Raw genomic sequence first — 25,555 nt, forward strand, 5'->3', positions numbered from 1 at the left:
ACGCTATTTAGGACGGGTCAGACTAATGAAATAAAGACTAAAGGAACCACTAACATTTTTAAGCTGGAGATGAAAATGGTGCCGATAACATGTAAGAAACCTTCGGTAATATAGTCTTTTACGATATCGCTTTCTGGAAAGGCATTGCGGAGTAAGAGACCTAAGGCAATGCCTGTTCCCATACCGATCAGAATTTTACTTGTAAGGCCGAGTTTATTTTTTATCGAAATTGCCATGGGGAGTCCTGTGTGTTTTTTATACATTCTATTTTTTGGCGCTCACAAGACTAGCAAGAAAACGGCGAAGATGAAATGACAAATAGCGTTAAAGTATTTATGTTATTTGTGAAATAAAATAAGGTTCTAGTGAGTAAAATTGGTGAAAATTGTGTAATGTTAGCCTATAAGTAATAAGCGTCTAGCTTAAGTATCATCATCAGAGTAACAGGGAGCCTGACAATGAAGTCAGCGTATAAGGTTTTTCTCGCAGGATTGTGTTCATTTTTTTTAATTGCATGTGGTGGAGGAGGCAGCATCTCCGATGATGGTGGTACAACGCCGACGCCTGGTGTTGTCACTGTTACTCTCAGTATTTCTAATAGCGATAGTGTTTCTGTCGCTACACCTGCGGAAGTTAAAGCAACGGTTGTGGATTCCAAGACTGGACCTCTAGCAGGTGTTGTAGTTTCATTTAAATTAGATAATGACGCTTTAGGCTCTTTTACTCCCTCAACGGGGACGCAATTAACGGACTCATCTGGCGTTGCAACGGTTAAGCTTGATACTGCAACTTTAGCGGGTGCTGGAAATGTAACTGCGAGTGTTGCGAGTGGTGCTTCCATAACCAAGGGCTTTTATTCAAAAGGAGATGGTGTTGTTCAGCCTGGAACGGGGAATAAACTAAAACTATCACTACAAAATGCCCAAGGACAAACTGTAACAAAAATCAGTTCTGCAGTACCTGGTACTGTTAGTGCTATTTATACTAATGGTTCAGATGAACCATTAGCCGGTAAGGTTATCACTTTCACTTCAAACTTAGGTAAATTTTCACCGCAATCAGGCACTGCACTTACCAATGCTCAAGGACTTGCTAAAATAGCAATTACTGCTGGTTCAGTTGCTGGGGCTGGTAATATTATTGCTAAAGTTGATGAAAATATTGAGTCACTTGGTTTTGAGACATCAGGTGATGAAGTTGTTGTTAAGCCAATTGATGCGTATAGCATTGCGCTAACAATTTTTGATTCACAGGGCCAAGAATTAAGAAATATTAGTCATGTTGTTCCTGGAACTGTAATTGCAACTTTATTGAAAGACGGTGCTCCGACTAGCTATCAAACAGTCGTATTCAATTTGACGGGACAAGGTACATTAAATCCTTCTTCGGGAACGGCATTAACGGACTTAAATGGTCATGCTTCTGTGACTTTAATTACCGGAACAAATGCTGGTGCAGGGTCGGTTACTGCTAGCTTCTCCCTTGATAATGAAACAATAACGGATAGCTTCAACTTTGAAGTTGCTGGCGATGCACCTGGTGGAAATGGCGAGGCTAATTCTTTATCAATTCAATTGACAAATAGCCAGACGGGTTTGCCAACCACTAATGTCAGTGCAGCACAACCGAGCAAAGTAACGGTTACTTTAGTTGATAAAGATGCCACTCCATTGGTTGGTAAAGTGGTGAGTTTTAGTAGTTCCTTAGGAAACTTCCTTCCAACGAAAGGAACCGCTTTAACAGATTCAATTGGCCGAGCTTCTATTACTTTAACCGCAGGTAGTATTGAAGGTGCTGGTGAAGTCACGGCAAGTTATGGTACTGCGAAGGCTATTGTCGGTTTTGTAACCGCTGGTGATGATATAGACCCTATAGAAGCAAGCCCTGAAATCAGTTTTGATATATATGATTGTAATGGTGTAGCTGCATGGGATAAGACACTAAAGAACTTTGAAGTTTGTAAGATAACCGACAATATTACAAACGATAAACCTGGTATTATTGGTGCTAAAGTTACGCGTTCTGGCAGTACGCAAGCCCTACAGCAAGTACTTGTTACTGCCGCAACAACCTTAGGAGCTATTAGCCCTAATTCGGGGACCGCCATCACGAATGCTGATGGTAAAGCGATTCTTGATTTGTACGCAAATGGTAACGTTGGGGCAGGTGAAGTCTCTTTAAAAGTGAAAGATGCTACCTCAACTAAAGCATTTGAAATTGGTAGAGTAAATATTAGCCTCGATATAAAAACAAGTGTAGGCAACAACTCTTTACCAGCAGGTGGGTCTACCATTGTTGAAGTTACGGTTTTCAATCCTGATGGTTCATTATCGACAGGTCAACCTTTCACTCTAGAATTTTCATCAGAATGTGTTGCTGCTGGTAAAGCTGTCATTGATTCGCCTATAGTCACTAACGCTGGTAAAGGTTATTCGACTTATCGTTCAACAGGATGTAGTGGATTAGATACAATATCTGTTTCAGCTGTTACTGGTGGCGGCTCAGTGTCTAAGACAACTCAAATTACAGTTGATACAGTAAAAGTTGGAGCTATTGAGTTTGTTTCTGCAACACCTAATCAGTTGGCTCTGAGTGGCACTGGTGGAATTGCAGGAGTAGGCGCACGTAGTGAGACATCTGTTGTTCAATTCAAGTTATTAAATGAAATTGGTCAACCAGCTAGCCAGCAAAGAGTTTGTTTTGAATTGAGTACCGAAGTAGGAGGCATGACATTATCGCCATCACCTCTTGCTGAGGATTATTTAGCATGTAGCAATATGCCTCAACCTGGAGATGCTGAGTACCCTTCAGATCTGAGCCTACCGAATAAATATGCTGTGGCTTACACGGATGCATTTGGCCAAGTTTCAGTTACGGTAAAAGCTGGTGATATTCCTACACCTGTAAAAGTATTTGCTTTATGGTCTGGTAGTACTGGCAATGGTCATGACGCAACTATTTCTAATATTTCAGATGAGTTAGTTGTATCTACAGGACTTGCTGATAATGATAGTTTCTCTTTATCTGCAACTATTCTTAATCCTGAAGGATGGGATCACGACAATGAGCAATCAATAATTAATGTTTTAGCTGCGGATCATTTTAACAACCTTGTTCCTTCTGGTACTCGAATCAGTTTTAGAACTGAGGGAGGTGGTATTGATAGTTCATGTGTTACTGGCTCCAAGGATAATGGTGCAGGTATATTAATTCCTAATGGCGGTTGCTCTGTGACTTGGCGAAGTCAAGATTCACGTCCTTTCAAAGGGACTACAGTGATTTGCCCTAATGGTGGGTTTAATGGAATTATCACTCCCCCATGTACGGGTAATAGTTATGCTCGCTATCTTGACGGTACTAATTCCGTTATTGCAGAACCACGTCCAGGTAGAACGACAATTACGGCTTACGCGATAGGTGAAGAGAGTTTTGTTGATTTAAATGGAAATGGGTTATTTGATAAAGATGAAGATTTTAGTGATTTATCTGAAGCGTTCACAGATGATAACGAAGATGGTAAATATCGAGGTTCACCATTACCTGCAGGAGCGGTTAAAGAAGAATTTATTGATTACAATGTAAGCGGTTCTTTTGATGGTGCAGATGGTAAGTATACTGGTTTACTTTGTGCGCAAGGTTCTGAGGCAAACTGTACTGATACTGGGAGTGATAATTTTAAAGCTCAGTTGAATGTATTTAGAAATCTTCCATTAGTCATGTCTGGCAGTACTCCATTCATGAGACTGGTGAATATAGATGCAGTAACTGGAAATATTACCCCAGTGCAACCGATTGATTTAACAGTCGATGCACCACAAACCATTTATTTATTCCTTTCAGATTTAAACAATAATACGCTTCCGTTTGGAACTACGATAACTGGAACTGCAGATAATGGCGTATTAAGTTCAGTTACCTCAACTTATACAATAGGAAATAATACCTCTAATAAACCATTGCTATATCCTTTTACTATTGGTTTAGAAACATCTCCAAATAAGAAAACAATTGGACAGCTAACGATTACGGTTAAAACCCCTTTGGGTGAACCATTAGCTGTGTCTGTCAACGTGATAGATGCTGGTTGATGATTTACTCTAGTTTTTAGTTAGTACAGCGAAAACGCCCGATTAGCATTCGGGCGTTTTTCTTTATTATGTTTGGTTAGTGTGAAATATAAATTGCCAGCGTTATTCTAACGCTGGAACTGATACACACTTCCTAGCTTCATTATTTGCGTGAGCTCATCTAATGCAGTGCGAGATTCGATGATTAGCTGAGGGTCAGCAAGATCTTGGGTGGTCAATCTGTCACGGTAATGTTTGTCTACCCAAAGATTTAAACGCGCAAATAAGGCATCATTCATTAAGGTGTGTTGATTTACGGCCGCCACTTCCATCTCATTCATCGCAACACGCAAACGCAGGCAGGCGGGGCCGCCGCCGTTTTGCATGCTTTGTTTTACGTCGAAGTAAAGCACTTGCTTGATGGGAGTGTTTAGCGTCAGTAGTTCATTCAAATAGGCAAATACTGCGGGATTTTCTTGGCAATCAGTTGGGGCAATAATGGCCATTTCACCAGAGGGAAGCGTGATAATTTGGGTATTGAATAAGTAGCTTTTGACTGCGTCGTTAATCGCCACTTTAGCGGTGGGCACTTCAATGAAATACAGTTCTGTATCAAGCTTACGCTTAATTTCATCAATTTTATGTTGGGTATTTAAGAAGGCTTGTTCATGGTAGAACAGCACATTTTGGTTACCAACTGCGATAACATCGTTATGGAATACACCTTGGTCAATGACATCAGGATTCTGCTGGATGAAGACGCAATTATCCTCTTCAAGCTGATGCAAGCGTGCCACAGCCATCGATGCCTCTAAGGTTTGTCTTGCTGGATACTTTTGCGGTTTAGGGGCATTGGGATTGGTGGCTTCTTGTCCATAAACGAACAATTCTACACCGGCATGGCCGTACTCGTTGCATAGCCTAGTGTGGTTCGCCGCACCTTCATCACCGAAGCTATTATGCTCAGGTAAGTGACTATGGTGATGAAAATAGTGGGGATCACTGAAAGTTGCTGTTAATATGCGCCCCGTTGTGAGGGGCTCGATGCTGCGATGCAGTTTATCGACTAAATTTGCTGGGGTGAAATGCAGTTTGCCGTCACGCGTATCGGCACTGGGTGAGACAGTTGCGGCATTGGCAGTCCACATACTGGACGCACTGCAGCAGGCATTAAGCAACATAGGCGCTTCTTTTGCGGCCTGTTTTAATACATTGGCGTCAGAGCCGGAAAATCCAATTCGGCGCAATGTATAGAGGTCTGGGCGCTCTTGAGGGGCTAACATACCTTGAACCATGCCCATATCGGCAAGTGCTTTGGCTTTTTGGAGTCCTTGTTTCGCAGCAGCTTTGGGGTTGGAAACTAAGGCGGCATTGCTGAGTGAGGCGACATTGCCAAAAGACAACCCTGCGTAATTGTGTGTTGGTCCAACGAGTCCATCAAAATTCGCTTCAAAGTGCTTCATTGCTTATCCTTGTGATAGGGAAAGTTATTATTTGTTCATATGGTCCCTGAGGGAACCCAGTATACTGAAGCTTTTCGAGTGCACAAGCGGACGGTTTTGTGCTCAAAGCGACTTTTTCACGATAAATGCATAACTATTTCTTGCTTGCTGGCAAATAATGAAATATTAGTTTTTAATTACGCATATTATATTTTTACATTTTTTCAACTTTGATTAAAAAGTGACTCGCTGGTACATATAAAAGAGGGATTAACTTGAAACTATCAGTACAACCCTCTATATATGGTGCCAATTTCCACCTTCTTGAGATTTTTTGGCGCAAATTAAACTATGGGTAAATCGCTAGTTATTGTCGAATCACCGGCCAAAGCTAAGACTATTAATAAATATCTTGGCAAAGAATTCATCGTTAAATCGAGCGTAGGTCACATCCGTGATCTGCCGACATCATCGGCTTCAGAAGGCAATGAAAAGGTTAAATCCGCTGCCGAAGTTAAGAAAATGTCGCCAGAAGAAAAAGCTCAATATAAAAAGGTGAAAGATCAGCAAGCGCTGGTGTCTCGCATGGGCGTAAACCCTGAAAAGGGCTGGGCGGCTAAGTATCAAATTTTGCCGGGCAAAGAAAAGGTCGTTAAAGAGCTACAGGCACTTGCCGATTCCGCCGACCAAATCTATCTCGCAACCGACTTAGACCGTGAGGGAGAAGCTATCGCCTGGCATTTGCAAGAGGTGATTGGCGGTGATCCTTCACGGTATCAACGTGTAGTTTTCAACGAAATTACTAAGTCTGCGATTCAAGATGCCTTTAGCAAGCCGTCGACACTCGACACTAACATGGTTAATGCCCAGCAAGCTCGTCGCTTCTTAGACAGAGTTGTCGGTTTTATGGTGTCGCCACTGCTGTGGAAAAAAGTCGCTCGCGGTTTATCCGCTGGACGAGTGCAGTCGGTTGCTGTTCGCTTAGTGGTTGAACGTGAAAGCGAAATTAAAGCCTTTGTACCGGAAGAGTTTTGGGATGTACATGCAGAGCTGAGTACGCCAGCCCAAGAAGCCTTGCGGATGGAAGTGGTTAAGCATTTAGATGCGGCCTTTAATCCTATCAATGAACAGCAAGCTATGGCGGCGGTTCAAGCGTTATCGGCGGCGAGTTTTACCGTGCTGGCCCGCGAAGACAAAGCGACCCAAAGCAAACCTTCTGCGCCCTTTATTACATCGACATTGCAACAGGCGGCGAGTACTCGCTTAGGTTTCGGTGTGAAGAAGACCATGATGATGGCTCAGCGACTTTATGAAGCCGGTCATATCACTTATATGCGTACCGACTCGACCAATTTGAGTCAAGAAGCCGTTGAAAACTTACGTGATATGATTGCCAAAGAGTTTGGTGATAAATATCTACCCGCTGAACCCATTCGCTACGGTTCTAAAGAAGGCGCACAAGAGGCTCACGAAGCGATTCGTCCATCGAACGTTCATGTCCAAGCGGCGACCTTATCGGACATGGAGCGTGACGCTCAGCGCTTATATGAGCTGATTTGGCGTCAGTTTGTCTCGTGTCAGATGACGCCAGCCCAATATGATGCTACTAAGTTGACCGTAAAAGCGGGTGACTATGAGCTCAAAGCAACGGGACGTACTTTACGTTTTGATGGTTGGACTCGCGTGCAAACAGCACTCAAGAAGAAAAACGAAGAAGACAATACGTTGCCATTTGTGGCACAAGGCGATGTATTAGCGTTAAAAGAGTTGCAACCTAAGCAACACTTTACTAAGCCGCCAGCTCGATACAGCGAAGCCTCTTTAGTTAAAGAATTAGAAAAACGCGGTATTGGCCGCCCATCGACCTACGCAACCATCATTTCAACGATTCAAGATCGGGGTTATGTAAAAGTTGAGAATCGTCGTTTCTATGCCGAAAAAATGGGTGAAATTGTCAGCGAGCGATTAGTCGGCAGTTTTGCTGATTTAATGAGCTATGACTTTACCGCCAGCATGGAGCAAACATTAGACGATGTGGCTCGTGGCGAATTAGATTGGAAAAAAGTGCTCGATGGCTTCTATGCTGACTTTACTAAGCAATTAGAAAAAGCGGAGCTCGATCCCGAAGAAGGTGGCATGCGTCTTAACCAAATGGTGATGACGGATATCAAGTGCCCAACCTGTGGTCGCCCTATGGGGATCCGCACGGGAACAACCGGTGTTTTTCTCGGTTGCTCTGGTTACGAATTACCTCCCAAAGAGCGCTGTAAGACAACGATGAACCTTACGCCTGGCGTTGAGGCGATTAGCGAAAACAGTGAAGATGCCGAGACTGATGCACTGCGTGCGAAGCACCGCTGTAGTATTTGCGGCACAGCGATGGACAGTTACCTAATTGATGAGAAGCGTAAGCTACACGTCTGTGGTAACAACCCGATTTGTGAAGGCTATGAAGTCGAAGAAGGCCAATTCAAGATCAAAGGCTATGAAGGTCCGCTGATTGAGTGTGATCGCTGTGGCCACGACATGGAACTGAAAAACGGCCGTTTTGGTAAGTATTTTGGTTGTACCAATAGCGAATGTAAAAATACGCGTAAATTACTGAAGAACGGCGAGGCTGCGCCGCCAAAAGAAGATCCTATCTATTTGCCTGATCTGAAATGCAGCAAATCGGATGCCCATTTCGTATTACGTGATGGTGCAGCAGGGATCTTCTTAGCGGCCAGTACTTTCCCTAAATCACGGGAAACCCGTGCACCTCTGGTTGAAGAACTGGTTCAATACCGCGAGCTGCTGTGGCCTAAGTATCAATATTTAGCCGATGCGCCCGTCACTGATGACGAAGGCAATAAAGCTGCGGTGAAGTTTAGCCGTAAGACGAAAGAGCAATACGTTGCGACTGAAGTCGACGGCAAAGCCACTGGTTGGTCAGCGCATTACGTTAATGGCAAGTGGGTGAGTGAGACTACCAAGAAAGCCAAGAAAAGCGCATAGCGGCGGATTAAGCTAGCTTAACGCCAAGAGAATAACAAAAAAGCCAAGTCAATTATGACTTGGCTTTTTTGTTTCGATTTTCTTTAGAGACTGATTTGTTGCTGTAGATAATGAGCCAAAAATGTTGCTCGCTTTACTCGCACTCACTCACCACGCCCAATAACACTGAAGAACGAGTGGAAGACGTGCCGCTAATTCAACTTAAAGGTAAGCAAACAGTAACTGATCACCATTTCTTTTTCGGTTGAAACAGCATGTCGATATCATCTTCTTCATTTTTAGGTCTAGGTGCACTGGGTTCAGATTGTTTTTGCGCGCCCATAATCTCATCAAGCAATTGTTTAGCCTCATCCACTTTACGACCAATGAAAGGGTCATTAGGCGTTTGTGCCTTAATCGCGTGCAATGTCGATAGTGCTTTAGTTACCATTTGTTTTGATGAACCATATTGCTTCATAAAACTGGCCGCTCTGGCACGGGAAAGCATGGAATCAACATTGATCCTGAGCTGTAAACTGTCGATACGACTTTCTTCCTGAGCAAAAATGCTTGGGTCGACTTTCCCTTTATTATGTTCGGCTCTGAGTATAGCCTTGAGCTTTTTCAAGGTTTGCACTAGCGCTAAAATTTGTTTGTCGTTATCGGGTAGTCTGAAATTCTCAATCGGTGGTGATTGAGGTTGACCAGACTGTAAGGTTGTTATTTGATTGTTGATATCGGCTAGTCGGCGCTGGTAATCAGACTGTTGTTGGCTATTACTAATAGCTGTCGCAGCCTGCAAGGCATCTTGCACGCGACGGTACAAAACCAACACAATATTCGTGCTACAAGGCATCATCCCTGTGTTTGATAACACAGCTTCGGTTTCATCGATAATTGCTCTTTGACGGGCAAATTCAATGCGCCGCTCAGCCTCTACGCGTTCTTTTTGTTGTTGTAATACGTTAATTCCGATAACAAGCAGTAAAAGCGCACCGATGAGGATCAGAACCAAGGTGAATGACATAGATGTTCCATTATTTATCCAATTGAGCTAATGCTACAATAAATCAATAAACTAGCATAGTTATCTTAGCCTAGGTTATCATTTCTGTCGTATGAATCTGCAGACTTGTGCTCTATATTCCTATTTGCTTTAAGTTCTACTATATACTATAACGATTGATTATAGCTGAGAGTGCTTTGAGGGCTCAGTTGTTAATGGCATTTTGCGTGTTTGAAACAAGGAAATAAGATGAAACTGCAACAACTCAGGTATATTGCTGAGGTCGTAAAACATAACCTCAATGTATCGGCGACAGCTGAAAACTTGTATACCTCTCAACCTGGGATCAGTAAACAAGTTCGCATGCTTGAAGATGAGTTGGGGATCCAAATATTTGGTCGTAGCGGTAAGCACTTAACCCATGTCACACCTGCGGGTTTGCAAGTGATCAGCATTGCCAATGATATCTTGGGTAAAGTTGAGAGCATTAAAAAAGTTTCTGAGGAATATACTAAGCCCGATCAAGGCGAGTTAAATATTTCCACGACTGACACTCAGGCGCGCTATGCATTGCCGACGATCATTCGGCAGTTTATTGATCGCTACCCTAAAGTGAACTTGCATATGCATCAGGGGACTCCATCGCAGATCAGCGAACAGGCGGCTCGCGGTGATGCGGATTTCGCCATTGCGACTGAAGCAATGCATTTATATTCCGACTTAATTATGTTGCCTTGTTATCATTGGAATCGCTCCATCGTCGTTCCTAAAGATCATCCTCTTGCGACCCGTAGCCCAAATAATTTGATTAGCATCGAAGATTTAGCGCGCTTCCCCTTAGTGACTTATGTCTTTGGTTTTGACCGTGCCTCTGAAATTGAGAAAGCGTTCAATCGCGCCAACTTAGAGCCGCGCGTTGTTTTTAGTGCGACCAGCGCCGATGTGCTGAAAACCTATGTCCGTTTAGGATTAGGTGTGGGCGTTATTGCCTCCATGGCGATTGACCCAAATGTCGATAAAGACTTAGTTGCGATTGATGCTGGCCATTTGTTTGCCCACAGTACGACTAAAATTGGCTTCAGGAAGGGCAGCTTCTTGCGCAGTTATATGTATGATTTTATTCAGCACTTTGCGCCGCATTTAACCCGTGACGTGGTGGAGAAAGCTGTCGCCTTACGGGATCAACAGCTTATTGATGAAATGTTTGCCGATAAAAATCTGCCAATGCGTTAATTGGCCATAATTTACTGACATAAAAATGCCGCTAATATAAGCGGCATTTTTATGGAATAATGTTTAGCTGAAACTTCATTTATAAATCAAGGTATTAAACCTTAGTGCTTAAATCTAATCCCTTAAATCTAGGAGCTTAAATTTAGGTAATAAAAACACTAGCCATGTGGCATTCATAAAGCATAAACATGCATCAAGCTCATCACACATCCTAAGATGTATGCAATTAAGATAAATCAACTTTATCCATCTCAAGCTGAGCAAGAGCTATGACGGCTTGTGTTCGGTTACGAACGCCCAGTTTTCTAAAAATGGCAGTCGCGTGCGCTTTGATGGTCGCTTCAGAGACGCCAAGATCATAGGCAATTTGCTTATTCAACAAACCTTCGGCAAACATCTGCAACACTTTATATTGCTGCGGCGTGAGATCGGATAATTTGCTGGCCATTTTATCAACGGCGTCGTCATCGATAGAAATAATCTCAGTGCCTTTAGGCAGCCAAATGTCACCGAATAACACCGCACTCAGTGCCTCTTTAAGGGTTTCCATCGAGGCCGATTTAGGGATAAAACCACTGCTCCCATAATGAATCGCACGGCTAATGGTATTGATATCCTCGTGTGCAGAAATCACTACCACGGGTAAATCGGGATAATGTGAGCGTAGGTGAATAAGTGTGGAGTAGCCGTGGGAACCGGGCATCTGCAAATCTAACAGTACAAGATCGTAATCGACGCTACGGACATCCAACACAGCTTGCAGTGCGTCAGCACTGTCGGCTTCAAACCATTGTGCATGCTCAAACGCTGTGGTCAGTGCTTGACGTAGTGCATTTCTGAACAATGGATGATCGTCTGCGATAATAATATTTAAGTTTTCTAGCTTCATGGCTTTTATGATTATGTTCGGTGCGCGTGAAGATTGAACTCAATGTAACAGAAAAGTAATCAAGGATCCTATTGCTTTATTCATGAATAAAGACAAAATTTTGATATGTTTCTGGTTGTTAGACTTTGGTCGGTGTTTTGCAAAATAGATTCGAATCGCACGATAGTAATGAAAAGCCCGAGATAACGGGCCGTTCTATAGCTTACATCGTCTAAAAAACGACTCGTATGTCCACACTTGAGTGGGATTTCGTTGTTCGTCAACCGCAACAAAGGTGAACACACCACGTATGGCATGCTCTCGGTGATCTTGATACATGTCTTCGACATAGATGTTCACTTCAACTTTCAATGAAGTGTTACCGACATGGATCACCCGCGCGATCAGTTCGGCTAATGTGCCTGCGGGGATAGGTTTTTTAAAATCGATTCTATCGGAACTCACAGTCACTAAGGTTTTACGGCAAAAACGAGTTGCAGCAATAAAGGCCGTTTCATCCATCCACGCTAAAGCTTCGCCACCAAATAACGTATTGTGATGGTTGGTGATGGATGGAAATACCGCTTTGATTACCCGCGCTTCAGAGGAGTCGATTCGCGTTTGAATCGCTTCAGGAAATTGTGCTTCTGGGGTTTCGGTTCGTGAGGTATTTTCGGTGTTTGGAGAAATGGGCGTAAGCGACATACAGCAACCTAAGGTAATGCAGCAAATAAGGCTGAATTATAGAGATTTTTAATTCTTAAAGATAGAAAACCACTTCACTTTGAGCCTCTAGCAGATTTTATTGTCGGTTTATTACTAACCTTTTAAGCGGCTATGCATAGCAGATAATATTTTAAACTCATTGTTTAAGTATAAGCCATTAAAAGTAATGTGATTTTTAAAATTTGTCATATCTAGTTATTTAATATAACACTTTAAAGGTTAACAAATTACTTACATTGAGCTACCTTGAATATTCCGCAGTAACCCCTTTGTTGTCATCTGACGTTGTATGTGCTCGTGTAAAGGACTATTTCGGTAACATACTATAATAAAAGAGGATTTCAACATGATCTGTAATATACCTTGGGTAATGAAGCAACAGCGATTCGCGTGGTTAATGGCCACAGCTATGGCGGGTTTCAGTTATTCTCAAACGGCTGCAGCAGTGAGTTGCCAAGACATAGCAGCTTGGAACAGTAGCCAAATCTATGCAACCGTCACGCCTGTAACCTACGATAATTATCTCTATCAAAATAAGTGGTGGACCCAGAATGAAAACCCGAGCCAAACAGGGCAGTGGGGCGTATGGGAAAACAAAGGCGTGTGTGATGGAGCGCAAAACCAAGCGCCTACACTGGTTATCTTGCAGCCGCAAAACAATGTGAGTGTGAATTTAGGGGATGTTGTCGTGCTGCAGGCCGATGCATCTGATGTTGACGGTACTGTTGCGAGCGTAAATTGGTTTGCCAATGGTCAGGCGGTAACGAGCCCTTGGACGACTAATGCGATCGGCATTGTTCAGCTTAAAGCGGTAGCGACCGATGACAAAGGTGCGACGACCGAGAAAAGTGTTGTGCTAACCGTTATCAATGCTACGAGTGAAAACTTACCGCCTTCGACAGAAATTTTGTCACCTCTCAATGACAGCGCTGTCACTGTTAGCGACTCAGTAACCATTACTGCGAATGCGAGTGATCCTGATACGGGTGATAGCATTACTAAAGTTGAGTTTTATCTTGATAGTCAATTGATTGCGACTGATAACAGTGCACCCTATTCGGCAACGTCGCAGGCCGTTGGAGTCGGTGAGCATCAAATACAAACCCGTGCCTACGATAGTCACAATGCCAGTTGCTTGTCGGCAATCATCAAACTCAATGTTGTCGCAGCTAATCAAGCGCCAAGCGTGACATTAACCGCGCCGCAGGCCAACTTTCAAACAGATTTAGGCACGGTGTTATCACTCGCAGCAACTGCGACTGACAGTGATGGCGATGTGGCCAGCGTGCGCTTTTATGCTAACGGTGTGCTCGTTGCTGAAGATGCAACCGCGCCATACAGTGCACAATGGACTACCTTTGAAAACGGCGACATTCGTTTCACCGCTGAGGCTATCGATAATCTTGGCCTGACAACATTATCAACCGCTGTCATCGGCCGAGTAGGTCAAGCACCAACCGATAATGAGGCTTGCCGTCCTGAAGGTTTAGTGGGTGATTCAGTCTATTGCGATGTGTACGATGAACAGGGCCGCGAAAAAATGGGTAGCGATCACGCCCGCCGCGTTATCGGTTACTTTACTTCGTGGCGCACGGGTAAAAATGGCCAGCCGAGTTATCTCGCAAGTGATATTCCGTGGGATAAAATTACTCACATCAATTATGCATTTGCGCATATTGATTCGAATAACAAGGTCTCTATTGGCGACCCCAATAGTGTCACGAACGTGGCAACAGGATTAGAGTGGCCGGGCGTTGCAGGCGCTGAGATGGATCCCGAGTTTAATTACAAAGGCCATTTTAACTTACTCAATAAGTATAAAAAACGCCATCCAAACGTTAAGACTTTAATCTCGATTGGTGGCTGGGCTGAAACGGGCGGTTATTTTGATGATAACGGTAATCGTGTTGCCAGTGGTGGTTTCTATGAGATGACTCAGACGACGCAAGGGATTGAAACCTTTGCCGATTCTGTGGTGACGTTCTTACGTACTTACAGCTTTGATGGGGCGGATATCGACTATGAGTACGCGACATCAATGGCTAAATCCGGTAATCCTGATGATTTTTCGATGTCAGAGCCAAAGCGTGCGACCTTGTTTAAACAGTACGAACTACTGATGAAAACCCTGCGTGAAAAACTCGATGCAGCCAGCAAGCAAGATGGTAAGCACTATATGTTGACCGTTGCTGCGCCAGCATCGGGCTATTTGTTACGTGGGATGGAGGCGTATCAGATGACTCGTTATCTCGATTACGTCAATATTATGAGCTATGACTTGCACGGCGCGTGGAATGATTTTGTCGGTCACAATGCGGCGCTGTTTGACACTGGTACAGATGCAGAGCTTGCGCATTGGGATGTTTATAGTACGGCGCAATATGGCGGCATTGGTTATCTCAATACCGATTGGGCATACCATTATTTCCGCGGTTCTATGCCAGCAGGGCGGATCAATATCGGTATTCCTTACTATACGCGTGGTTGGCAAAATGTCAGTGGTGGCACTAACGGCCTATGGGGCTTAGCGGCATATCCGGATCAAACGGCTTGTCCTGTGGGTACGGGTGATGGGGCGTCAAACTGTGGTTACGGTGCTCAAGGAATTGATAACCTCTGGCACGATAGTGATGTACGTGGCGATGAGATGTTCGCAGGCTCTAACCCTATGTGGCATGCTAAAAACTTGGAGCTCGGTATCAGCGGCAGTTATTTAAGCCTTTATGGATTAGATCCGCAAACGAATGTCGCCGATCGACTGACGGGTACCTATGAGCGCCACTATGACGCTGTGGCGGAATCTTCATGGTTATGGAACCCGACCAAAAAGGTGTATCTGTCTACTGAAGATGAGCAAGCTATGGCGCGCAAAGTGAAATATGTGGTCGATAACGGCATTGGCGGCGTCATGTTCTGGGAATTAGCAGGTGACTTCGGCTGGTATCCAGAGCGTAACAATGGTCAGGGTGAGTTCTTTGTCGGTGATACTATGACCAGCATTGCGTACAACGGATTTGCGCAAGCAACCCCGTATGGCAATCGCACCAGCAATCAGGTAATGCCATCACAAACATTGGCCTTAACGGCAAGCTTATCTGGCTATAAAGTGGGCGACAGTAACTATCCGATTACGCCAACCTTAACCATCACCAATAATAGCCAAGTGACTATACCCGGCGGTGCGGAGTTTGAATTTGATATTTCAACTTCAACTTCAGCCGAAATTGCCGATCAATCGGGTATGGGGTTAACTGTGGTAACGGATGGTTCCAATGTGGCAGGAAATAACGTGGGCGGGTTGGAGAATGATTTCCACCATGTGCGCTTTATCTTGCCAACCTGGAAAAGTCTCGCGCCTGGGGCAACGTTTGACGGCACGATTAAGTACTATTTGCCTGTCTCTATGCCATCAAACTTTACTGTAAGTTTTAATGGCACTCGATATGGATTTGGTGCGGCGAGTTCCGTTGTTCCACCTTTGGATTGTGCTGCAAATCCAAGTTTACCTGAATGCCAAGTACCTGTGGTGGATAGTTGTGAAGCGGCGAGTGTTGATACTGCGGGTATTCCTGCTTATCCAAATTTCCCGCAAAAGGACTATCAGGGAAATCCAAGTCATGCAGCAACGGGCGATCGGATGAAAAACAGTCGCGCTGTTTACCAAGCTAAGTGGTGGACCAACGCGGCACCTGGAGCTTCTGCAGATTGGGCGTTTGTGTGTAATCTATAACATTGTTTATGTTTAATAAAAGAACGCAAAGGCGTTAGTCGCAGTGTGTTGCTGGCTATTACATTGGGTATTAAACCGCTCTTAATAAAAAAACCGATCAAAGATCGGTTTTTTTTATTGGAAAATGTATATCGCTTCGGACATATTTTTCAAGCGTTAGGCTTATTTTGCTAACAATGCTTTTCGCTCGCGGGAAGCAGCTGCTAGTTTACGTAGCAGGACTTCTGAGTCATCCCAATGTAAGCAGGCATCTGTGATGCTTTGGCCATAACAGAGTGGCTGGTCTGCAACGACTTTCTGGTTGCCTTCCTGTAAGAAGCTTTCAGCCATAATACCTGCGATGGCAGTGCTGCCTGCCCGCATTTGCGCCATGATTTCATCAGCCACGTTAAGCTGCTTAAGGTGGTTCTTCTCACTGTTACCGTGGCTGAAATCAACCACCATACGTTGAGTGACCCCAACAGAGGCAAGTTGTTGCCGTGCCTTTTCGATATCTTCGGCGTGGTAATTAGGCGTTTTGCCGCCGCGCAGAATGATATGACCAAACGGATTACCGTGGGTGCGATAGACCGCCATCGCGCCATCTTTATCCGGTGAATAGAAAATATGTGGAACTTGCGCAGCGCGCACTGCATCGACGGCAATATTGATATTGCCATCGGTACCGTTTTTAAAACCAACAGGACAAGACAGTGCCGAGGCCATCTCACGGTGAACTTGGCTTTCAGTGGTGCGTGCGCCAATTGCGCCCCAAGTAATGAGATCGGCGATGTACTGACCGTTCACCATATCTAAGAATTCGGTGGCGATAGGTAATTTTAATTCAGTGATTTGTTGCAGCAACTCGCGAGCAATACGTAAGCCTTTGTTTGGTTCGAAACTGCCATCAAGATCGGGATCAGAAATTAATCCTTTCCAGCCGACAATCGTGCGAGGTTTCTCAAAATAGACCCGCATTAAGATACACAAATCATCTTTCAATTCTTGATGTAACGCGGCTAAGCGCTGCGCATAATCTAATGCCGCTTTGGTATCGTGTATTGAGCATGGGCCTATGATCACCAATAGACGTTGATCTTCACCCATAATAATGGCTTCGACTTCACGACGTTGCTGAACCAGATAATCGGCCGCATCTTGAGTTAATGGGAACTCAGATGCCAGTTGCGCAGGTGAGATGACTTTTGCTAATAAGGAAGTGCGTAGTTCGTCTGTTTTTATGGTCATTCAAAATACCGAGCTTGCGTGCGGCGCTTTTCGCCAGATTGCCTCGGATTATAACGAATCGAACCGAGTTGCACAGCGCCAATTGTGTTAATTGTCGGCAACTGTGCAATGAATTTGATTCAAGTTAGATTCAATTAAGCTAAATTCACTCGGTTTATCTTGCTGCTTTTTGCTCTACAAGCTTAGAACATGTGGCGTTCTAGGCCCGTGACATCCAAGATTTTGGTGGCAATTTCTTCCACTGAATGATTCGTTGTATCTATATAAGGAATGCGTTCACGTTTAAACAGCATTTCCACTTCTTTAACTTCTAAGCGGCACTGTTTGAGTGACGAGTAGCGGCTGTTCTCCATTCTGCTTTGGCGGATCTCATGTAAACGTACAGGATCAATCGTCAAGCCAAACAGTTTCTTCTTATTGCGTTTCAGCGCGTCGGGTAACTTAAGGTTATCCATATCATCTTCGGTGAAAGGGTAATTCGCGGCTTTGATGCCAAACTGCATCGACAAATACAGGCTCGATGGGGTTTTGCCACAGCGAGAGACCCCAAGTAAAACCAGATCGGCTTGATCCATGTGTTTCATGGTCTGACCGTCATCATTATCCATGGCGAAATTAATCGCATCGATACGCGCTTCATAGCCGTGATTTGCTTTCCCATGGGTGCGATGCAACACTGGAGAAGCTGAAACCCCTAAATGTTGTTCGAGTGGGGCCACAAAAGTATTCAAAAAATCATAATCTAAGCCTTCACTCGAGTAGATGATGTCGCGGATCTCCGCTTTTACGATCGAATGGAATACTAACGGCCGCTCACCTGTTGTAATAAAACAATCATTAATTTGTCGCTTAACTTGCTCCGCTTTCGTCAAAGTTTCGACGAATGGAATTGTAAGTGACTCAAATTCTAATGGAAATTGCGAGAGAACCGCATGACCAAAAACTTCAGCTGTGATCGCTGTCCCGTCGGAGATATAGAATACTTTTGGTGCCATACTGACCTCTTGTAGTAATAAAATTACAAATAAAATTATAGATTTACGCGTGTTCGACAGGAGTGTAAAATGCCGCTGCCCTCGTGTGAAGGGGCCACTGAAATAAACTTGCGGAGATAGAACTGTGCAGCAATACGTACTCTGGTATCAAGAATTAGGCATGGGTGACGTCAACTTAGTTGGCGGTAAAAATGCTTCTCTAGGCGAGATGATCAGCAATCTGGCCAATGCCGGTGTTCAAGTACCTGGCGGATTTGCGACAACTTCCCATGCGTTCAACGAGTTCCTTGAACAAAGCGGAGTTAACCAGAAGATTTATGACATTCTAGCCACACTGGATGTAGATGATGTCAATGCGCTGGCTAAAGTAGGTGCACAGATCAGGCAGTGGGTTATCGACACCCCATTTCAACCAGCATTAGAGCAAGCCATTCGTGAAGCTTACGATAAACTTGCCGCTGAAACTAGCGAAGCGTCATTCGCGGTACGTTCTTCTGCAACAGCTGAAGATATGCCAGATGCGTCTTTTGCGGGTCAGCAAGAAACTTTCCTAAACGTTAAAGGTTTTGAATCTGTATTGACGGCTATCAAGCACGTTTATGCTTCACTCTTTAACGACCGCGCGATTTCTTACCGTGTTCACCAAGGTTACGAACACCACGGTGTTGCCTTGTCTGCTGGCGTGCAACGCATGGTTCGTTCAGACAAAGCGGCTTCAGGTGTGATGTTCACTATGGACACTGAATCTGGCAATAACGATGTCGTGTTTATCACTTCATCTTTTGGTCTGGGTGAAATGGTTGTTCAAGGCGCGGTAAACCCTGATGAATTTTATGTTCATAAACCTATTTTAGCCTTAGGTCATAAGGCAGTTGTGCGCCGTAATATCGGTAGCAAGCTCATCCAAATGGTGTATTCAGATGATGCTGCTCACGGCAAACAAGTGAAAATTGAAGATGTTGCAAGCGAGCAACGCCGTCAATTCTCAATCAATGACGCTGAAGTTGAAGAGTTGGCAAAACAAGCTGTGATTATCGAGCAACACTATGGTCGTCCAATGGACATCGAGTGGGCAAAAGACGGTAACGACGGCAAATTGTATATCGTTCAAGCGCGTCCAGAAACGGTTCGTAGCCGTGAAGATGTGCAATTGATTGAGCGTTATCACTTAAAGAGCCGTGGCGCTGTGATCTGTGAAGGTCGCGCTATCGGTCATAAAGTGGGAACAGGCGTAGCCAAAGTATTAACCTCTATCGCTGATATGGATCAAATCCAACCAGGTGACGTGTTAGTGACTGACATGACAGATCCAGATTGGGAACCTATCATGAAACGCGCGAGTGCTATTGTCACAAACCGTGGCGGTCGTACTTGTCACGCGGCGATTATCGCTCGTGAATTAGGTGTGCCAGCGGTGGTGGGTTGTGGTGACGTGACTGACCGTATCAAGAATGGTCAAATCGTGACTGTTTCTTGCGCCGAAGGTGACACTGGCTTTATCTACGAAGGTAAACAAGAGTTTGAAGTGATTTCAAACCGTGTTGACTCTTTGCCAGAACTGCCAATGAAAATCATGATGAACGTGGGTAACCCTGATCGTGCATTTGATTTCGCCCGTTTACCAAATGAAGGTGTGGGTCTAGCGCGTTTAGAATTCATCATCAACCGTATGATTGGTATTCATCCAAAGGCACTGCTTGAGTTCAATCAACAGGATGCCGCGCTGCAAACTGAAATCAACGAGATGATCGCAGGTTATGAATCACCGGTTGAGTTCTACATTGCCCGTCTGGTTGAAGGTATTGCGACTATCGGTTCTGCTTTCTATCCGAAGAAAGTGATCGTGCGTATGTCAGACTTTAAGTCTAACGAATACGCAAACTTGGTTGGCGGTGACAGATACGAACCAGAAGAAGAGAACCCAATGTTGGGCTTCCGCGGTGCAAGCCGTTATATCTCTGAATCGTTCCGTGACTGTTTTGCCTTAGAGTGTGAAGCGATCAAACGTGTTCGCAACGACATGGGTCTGAAAAACGTTGAAGTCATGATCCCGTTCGTACGTACAGTGAAAGAAGCTGAACAAGTGATCGGCCTGCTGAAAGAGCAAGGTTTAGAGCGCGGTAAAGATGGTTTACGCGTCATCATGATGTGTGAAGTCCCTTCAAACGCCCTGTTAGCAGACCAATTCCTTGAGCATTTCGATGGTTTCTCAATCGGTTCAAACGATTTAACTCAGCTGACACTCGGTCTTGACCGTGACTCAGGTATCATCAGCCACTTATTTGATGAGCGTGATGAAGCCGTTAAAATGCTACTTTCTTTAGCCATTAAAGCGGCTAAAACTAAGGGTGCTTACATAGGTATTTGTGGTCAAGGTCCTTCAGATCACGCCGATTTTGCGGCTTGGTTGGTCGAGCAGGGCATAGATACCGTATCGTTAAATCCAGATACTGTGATTGATACTTGGTTGTATTTAGCCGAAGCTCACGGTTGATCTAGATTGTAATTTTATAAACTTGTTAAAAAAGCCGCTTTTTAGCGGCTTTTTTTTGTTTATAATGGCGCCATAACGATAATTGACAGAAGCCATCTATGCTACCCCTGCTATCACATCAACAAACATTAGAGCCAGTGTATTTGGCATACCTTGATGCACTGGAGCAAAGTGAGTATTCCGGTGATATAGACAAACGTTACAGCGCACGTTTAGTGCAAGCAACGGACAACTCTGTATATCAATTCTTACCTCAAGCTGTGTTATATCCTAAAAATCAGCAGGATATCCAAATTGCATTGACACTGGCTGCTACGGACGCATTTCGCAGCGTGACCTTCAGTGCGCGGGGTGGCGGTACCGGTACCAACGGACAATCCCTGACCCATGGCTTGATTTTGGATGTGTCGCGTTACATGAATCGCGTGCTCGAAGTGAATGCTGAGCAAGGTTGGGTACGAGTTGAAGCTGGTGTCGTTAAAGATGCACTTAACGATGCATTGCGTCCCCATGGATTCTTTTTTAGTCCCGATTTATCCACCTCAAACCGCGCCACGATTGGCGGCATGATTAATACCGATGCCTCGGGTGCGGGTTCATTGGTCTACGGTAAGACGTCAGATCACGTGCTAGCGCTGCGCAGTGTGTTGATTGATGGCAGTGTGCTGGATACGCATCCCTTAGACGCTGGACTCCTGTGCAACCCCGATAACATCAGTGATAATCCGCTGGGGCAGAAATTGATTTCTGCTGTAGCGGCGGTATGCCGCGAAAAGCGCACTCAAATTGAAAACCAGTTTCCTAAGCTCAACCGTTTCCTCACGGGCTATGACTTAAAACATGTGTGGAACGACAACCTGACGCAATTCGATTTATCACGGATTTTGACAGGCTCAGAGGGCACGCTTGCGGTGATAACCGAAGCTAAACTCAATCTCACCCCGCTGCCGACTGAGCGCGCGATGGTGAACATTAAGTACGATTCGTTCCAATCGGCATTGCGTCATGCGCCATCCTTAGTTGCCGCGCGGGCGACTGTGGTCGAAACCGTCGATTCAAAAGTGCTAAATTTAGCCCGTGAAGATATAGTCTGGCACTCGGTATCTGATCTGATTCAAGAAGTGCCGGGTAAAGTCATCGACGGCCTCAATATGGTCGAGTTTGCTGGCGACACAGTAGAGGTTGAACAAAAGCTTGCGAGTCTTGAAGCTGTCTTGGCTGAGCAGATCAGCAAAGGCGAGTGCGGCGTATTGGGCTACCAAGTAACACAAGATAAGCCAAGCATCGAAAAAATCTACGGCATGCGCAAAAAAGCCGTTGGCTTATTGGGCGCCACTAAAGGACGTCGTAAACCTATCGCCTTTGCGGAAGATACTGCGGTGCCGCCCGAAAAACTCGCCGACTATATTATGGAGTTTCGTGCAGTACTCGATGGCCATAATCTGCAATACGGTATGTTCGGTCATGTGGATGCGGGCGTGTTGCATGTACGGCCAGCACTTGATATGTGCGATGTTGAAGATGAAAAACTACTGCGAGTCATTTCTGATCAAGTCGCGGCACTGACGCTTAAATACGGCGGCCTGATGTGGGGCGAGCACGGTAAAGGTGTGCGCGGTGAATACGGTCCATCTGTCTTTGGTGATGAACTATACGGCGTTCTACAAGATATCAAAGGCTTGTTCGATCCCGACAACCGACTTAACCCTGGTAAGCTAGTGGCACCTAAACTTACTGGCGCCCTCTATTACGATATCGACAGTGCTAAGCGCGGTAAGTTTGACCGACAAATCCCTATCGAAGTACGTGATGCATTCCCCGATGTGATGAACTGTAACGGCAACGGCCTGTGTTTTAACTACAGCAGCTATTCGCCCATGTGTCCGTCGTTTAAGGTGACGGGTGACAGGGTGCAATCGCCCAAGGGGCGCGCAGGGCTCATGAGAGAGTGGCTCAGGCTGCTGGAGGCTGAAGGGGTTGATGTCAACGCACTGGCCAAAGCAAAGCCCTTAGGTTTGCTGCAGCGCGTTCAAAATACCCTGAACGCCCAGCGCGATTATGATTATTCCCACGAAGTGATGGAATCGCTCAAGGGCTGCTTGGCCTGTAAAGCCTGCTCAGGGCAATGTCCTGTCAAAGTGGATGTGCCTAAGTTTAGGGCGCAGTTCTTTAATATCTACTATCAACGCTATTTAAGACCGGCGAAGGACTATCTTGTTGCTGGTATCGAAGATAGCTTGCCATTAATGGCCGCTGCACCACGACTTACTAACTTTGCCGCACAAAATCCATTGAGCCAATGGGTGATTAAAAAGGCGATTGGTTATGTTGACGCGCCTGCGTTATCTGTGCCGACCTTGAAGCAAAGACTCGATGGTCATGCAAGCCGTGGTTACGACTTAGCTGCACTGCAGGCTATCCCAGAAGAGGCGCGCTCACAGTTTGTGCTGGTGGTACAAGATCCCTTTAACAGTTTCTATGACTCTGGCCTTGTGCTGCGCTTTATCCAGTTGATTGAAAAGCTTGGTTTAAAACCTGTGTTATTGCCCTATAAACCCAATGGTAAGCCAACGCATATCAAGGGATTTTTAGATAAGTTCGCGAAAACGGCGCAGTCGAGTGCGGACTTTTTGAACCAAGTCCATAAACTGGGCATGCCTATGGTCGGCATCGATCCAGCCTTAGTCTTGTGTTATCGCGACGAATACCGTGAAGTCTTAGGGGCTAATCGCGGTCATTTTGAGGTTAAGTTAGCCAACGAATGGCTACTTAATGTCATCAAGGACCTACCCGCGAAAGCGCCACAAGATAAGCAATATACCTGGTTTAGTCATTGCACTGAATCGACGGCCAAGCCAAATACCGCCAATGAGTGGACTAAAATCTTTGCCCATTTTGGTGCTAAGTTAACCGCAGTCAATTTAGGTTGTTGTGGTATGGCCGGAACCTACGGCCATGAGGCGGAAAACCTCGAGCGCTCTAAAGCTTTGTTTGAGATGTCTTGGCAGCAAACTCTCGCTAAGATTGAACAGCCGCAAGTGTTAGTGTCAGGCTATTCTTGCCGTAGCCAGGTAAAACGTTTTGCCGGTTACAAACCAAAACATCCACTTGAGGCCTTGCTCGAGTTAGCAAATATCTAGTGGTGTTTATCGCTTAGCTAGTGAGCTTGTTATTATCCTCACTAGCATATCCTAGTGTTGAATGTCACACTAAAGCCAGCCGCAAGGCTGGTTTTTTTATGGACGACGGAGGCCTAGATGGAAAAGATGACTGACAGTATTCAACACACACTCAAACAATTCGCCGCCGATAGCGCATTAACGACAACAGCGCCGTTGTGCAGTGACATCCCACTATTTGACATTAACGCCTTGGGTGATTGGACGTATTTAAGTACATCGCTGCCAGCAAAGTTTGCTAAGTTGTTCGCCAGTATTTTGCATTGCATCGATGATGAATATTTCTTAATTACCCCAGTGGAGAAGGTGCGAGTGCAGGTTGAAGATGCGCCTCTGCTGATTGTCGATTTCGAGCGAGCGCAACCTCATTCTCTGCTCAATGTGAGCACCAGTATTGACACTCTGCACCACAATGTGGATATAAAGCAGATGAAGCTCACCGATGACAGTGTTTATTTGCCGCTTGAGCGTGGGTTATGGGGGAAATTAGGTCGTGCTTGTTACTATAATTTTGTGAATGAATTCAATTTATCTGATCTAAATGAGCAGTGAGTTCGTAGGTTAATAGCATAATTAGCTGTGGTGTTAGCTAGTTTATTGCGGGTTAAGTGGTAGTATTAAAACTGACTCTGGGTTCTTATCATGGCGCACAGGGTAAGTGAAAACGCGTTAAAACCTTTGTTGTAGGAGGTGCTGTTTGAATCGTCATGAAAGCTTAGGCTATCTTGTTTCCCACTTAAATATCGAGCTGCAAAATGAGCTTGATCTGCATCTTAAGCGATATCAACTCGATATAAAACTGTGGCCTGTGCTGTTTGCTTTGTGGCAAGAGGAGGGCATCAGCCAAACTGAATTGTCTAAGCGTTGCGATGTGGCAAATTACACTATGACGCGTTTACTCGATCAGTTGCAGGTACAAGGTCTTATTACCCGCCATCAAGAAGCCGATAATCGGCGCGCCTTTCAAATCTTTTTGACCGATGAAGCCAAAGCATTAGAGCAAGATCTGATTTGCGAAGCTGAGCGTGTCAACGAAAAGTTCCTGTCTAACCTCAGTGATGAGGAGCAGCAGCAGTTCGTCTTACTATTAAATAAAATCAATCGCTTGGCTTAATGATACGGATTAAGTCGGTATAGAGGGAAACTGCGGTTTAGCCGTTTTCACTGCTATCTGTATGTGGTTGTCTAAATTCATTTTCTCCAGTTTAATCCCATCATTCATCCGTTACTTCGCGGGATTAAACTGGTGTAATCAATTCAAGTAAAGTGCAAAGACGCAAAGCAGACTGACGACTATTACTGAGTGTTGCAAATAACGGCGGCTGGCTAACAAATTTTCTTTGCCTTGTTTTAGGCTGGCGACGAGGGTGTGCTGCTTATAAATCCGGCACATCAACTCATCGGTTTGGGGATCGATAAGCAGTTCAAACTTGCAAGGTGCGCCGTCTTTAAGTTGAATAGTGTGTTCGCTCTGAGGCTTAAAATTTAGCTTGTGCGACACCATCTGGCCGTTGACAAAGACCCGCTCTAAACCGCTCCAATTACTGGCTTGCAGTTCAACTACATCTTGGTTGAGATCATACTTGAAACGGATCATAGCGCTATCCTGTGCTGG

At 44.9% G+C, this 25,555-nt stretch carries 15 protein-coding genes and 1 pseudogene; 8 read left to right on the forward strand and 8 right to left on the reverse strand.

Annotated elements, in window-relative coordinates; all coding sequences use genetic code 11:
• Window positions 1–20: 20 nt before the first annotated feature.
• A pseudogene (locus DYH48_RS07795) lies at window positions 21–236 on the reverse strand (cation:dicarboxylate symporter family transporter); the annotation flags it as partial.
• A 222-nt stretch (window positions 237–458) separates the two neighbouring features.
• Here DYH48_RS07795 and DYH48_RS07800 point away from each other — a divergent pair.
• Window positions 459–4,088 (forward strand): invasin, encoded by a 3,630-nt coding sequence (locus DYH48_RS07800; RefSeq protein ID WP_115334456.1) that lies wholly within the window; start codon window positions 459–461, stop codon window positions 4,086–4,088.
• Window positions 4,089–4,195: 107 nt separating this feature from the next.
• On the opposite strand, the gene astB is transcribed toward DYH48_RS07800, so the two are convergent.
• Window positions 4,196–5,530 (reverse strand): N-succinylarginine dihydrolase, encoded by a 1,335-nt coding sequence (astB, locus tag DYH48_RS07805; protein WP_115334457.1) that lies wholly within the window; start codon window positions 5,528–5,530, stop codon window positions 4,196–4,198.
• A 330-nt stretch (window positions 5,531–5,860) separates the two neighbouring features.
• Here astB and topA point away from each other — a divergent pair, with 330 nt between their 5' ends.
• Window positions 5,861–8,503, forward strand: a complete 2,643-nt coding sequence (gene topA / locus DYH48_RS07810; RefSeq protein ID WP_115334458.1) for a type I DNA topoisomerase — start codon at window positions 5,861–5,863, stop codon at window positions 8,501–8,503.
• 226 nt (window positions 8,504–8,729) lie between these two features.
• Here topA and zomB read toward each other — a convergent pair whose 3' ends face one another.
• A complete protein-coding gene (gene zomB, locus DYH48_RS07815; RefSeq protein WP_006086247.1) occupies window positions 8,730–9,509 on the reverse strand; it encodes a flagellar motor control protein ZomB in 780 nt (259 codons plus the stop codon).
• 228 nt (window positions 9,510–9,737) lie between these two features.
• On the opposite strand from zomB, the gene cysB reads away from it, so the two are divergent.
• Window positions 9,738–10,721: an HTH-type transcriptional regulator CysB gene (gene cysB, locus DYH48_RS07820; RefSeq protein WP_006081957.1), complete on the forward strand. Its 984-nt coding sequence runs from the start codon at window positions 9,738–9,740 to the stop codon at window positions 10,719–10,721.
• A 226-nt stretch (window positions 10,722–10,947) separates the two neighbouring features.
• Here the strand turns inward: cysB and DYH48_RS07825 are convergent, their stop codons facing one another.
• Together DYH48_RS07825 and DYH48_RS07830 are read right to left on the reverse strand one after the other, a co-directional pair.
• A complete protein-coding gene (locus DYH48_RS07825; RefSeq protein ID WP_011847015.1) occupies window positions 10,948–11,610 on the reverse strand; it encodes a response regulator transcription factor in 663 nt (220 codons plus the stop codon).
• A 195-nt stretch (window positions 11,611–11,805) separates the two neighbouring features.
• Entirely contained in the window at window positions 11,806–12,294 is a 489-nt protein-coding gene (locus DYH48_RS07830) for an acyl-CoA thioesterase (RefSeq protein WP_172481162.1), read from the reverse strand.
• A 367-nt stretch (window positions 12,295–12,661) separates the two neighbouring features.
• Here DYH48_RS07830 and DYH48_RS07835 point away from each other — a divergent pair, with 367 nt between their 5' ends.
• Window positions 12,662–16,045 carry a glycosyl hydrolase family 18 protein gene (locus tag DYH48_RS07835; RefSeq protein WP_115334459.1) on the forward strand — a complete coding sequence of 1,128 codons (3,384 nt, stop codon included), beginning with the start codon at window positions 12,662–12,664 and terminating at the stop codon, window positions 16,043–16,045.
• 162 nt (window positions 16,046–16,207) lie between these two features.
• On the opposite strand, the gene DYH48_RS07840 is transcribed toward DYH48_RS07835, so the two are convergent.
• Window positions 16,208–17,272, reverse strand: a complete 1,065-nt coding sequence (locus DYH48_RS07840) for a 3-deoxy-7-phosphoheptulonate synthase (RefSeq protein WP_006086250.1) — start codon at window positions 17,270–17,272, stop codon at window positions 16,208–16,210.
• Window positions 17,273–17,454: 182 nt separating this feature from the next.
• The gene (ppsR, locus tag DYH48_RS07845; RefSeq protein WP_006081952.1) at window positions 17,455–18,267 is read right to left on the reverse strand and encodes a posphoenolpyruvate synthetase regulatory kinase/phosphorylase PpsR; all 813 of its coding nucleotides are present in this window, start codon (window positions 18,265–18,267) and stop codon (window positions 17,455–17,457) included.
• A gap of 124 nt (window positions 18,268–18,391) precedes the next feature.
• Between ppsR and ppsA the strand changes: the two genes are divergently transcribed.
• The 4 genes from ppsA to DYH48_RS07865 all read left to right on the forward strand — a co-directional run bounded on the left by ppsA (window position 18,392) and on the right by DYH48_RS07865 (window position 25,054).
• A complete protein-coding gene (gene ppsA, locus DYH48_RS07850) occupies window positions 18,392–20,761 on the forward strand; it encodes a phosphoenolpyruvate synthase (protein WP_006081951.1) in 2,370 nt (789 codons plus the stop codon).
• Between the two features lie 98 nt (window positions 20,762–20,859).
• Window positions 20,860–23,901: a D-2-hydroxyglutarate dehydrogenase YdiJ gene (ydiJ, locus tag DYH48_RS07855; protein WP_115334460.1), complete on the forward strand. Its 3,042-nt coding sequence runs from the start codon at window positions 20,860–20,862 to the stop codon at window positions 23,899–23,901.
• Window positions 23,902–24,018: 117 nt separating this feature from the next.
• Window positions 24,019–24,492 (forward strand): DUF1285 domain-containing protein, encoded by a 474-nt coding sequence (locus DYH48_RS07860; protein ID WP_115334461.1) that lies wholly within the window; start codon window positions 24,019–24,021, stop codon window positions 24,490–24,492.
• 145 nt (window positions 24,493–24,637) lie between these two features.
• Complete coding sequence (locus DYH48_RS07865) at window positions 24,638–25,054, forward strand: MarR family winged helix-turn-helix transcriptional regulator (RefSeq protein WP_006081948.1); 417 nt, start codon at window positions 24,638–24,640, stop codon at window positions 25,052–25,054.
• A gap of 138 nt (window positions 25,055–25,192) precedes the next feature.
• On the opposite strand, the gene DYH48_RS07870 is transcribed toward DYH48_RS07865, so the two are convergent.
• Window positions 25,193–25,537 (reverse strand): hypothetical protein, encoded by a 345-nt coding sequence (locus tag DYH48_RS07870; protein WP_106650732.1) that lies wholly within the window; start codon window positions 25,535–25,537, stop codon window positions 25,193–25,195.
• Window positions 25,538–25,555 lie beyond the last annotated feature (18 nt).

Source organism: Shewanella baltica (genome assembly GCF_900456975.1).
In the GTDB taxonomy this organism is placed as follows: domain Bacteria; phylum Pseudomonadota; class Gammaproteobacteria; order Enterobacterales; family Shewanellaceae; genus Shewanella; species Shewanella baltica.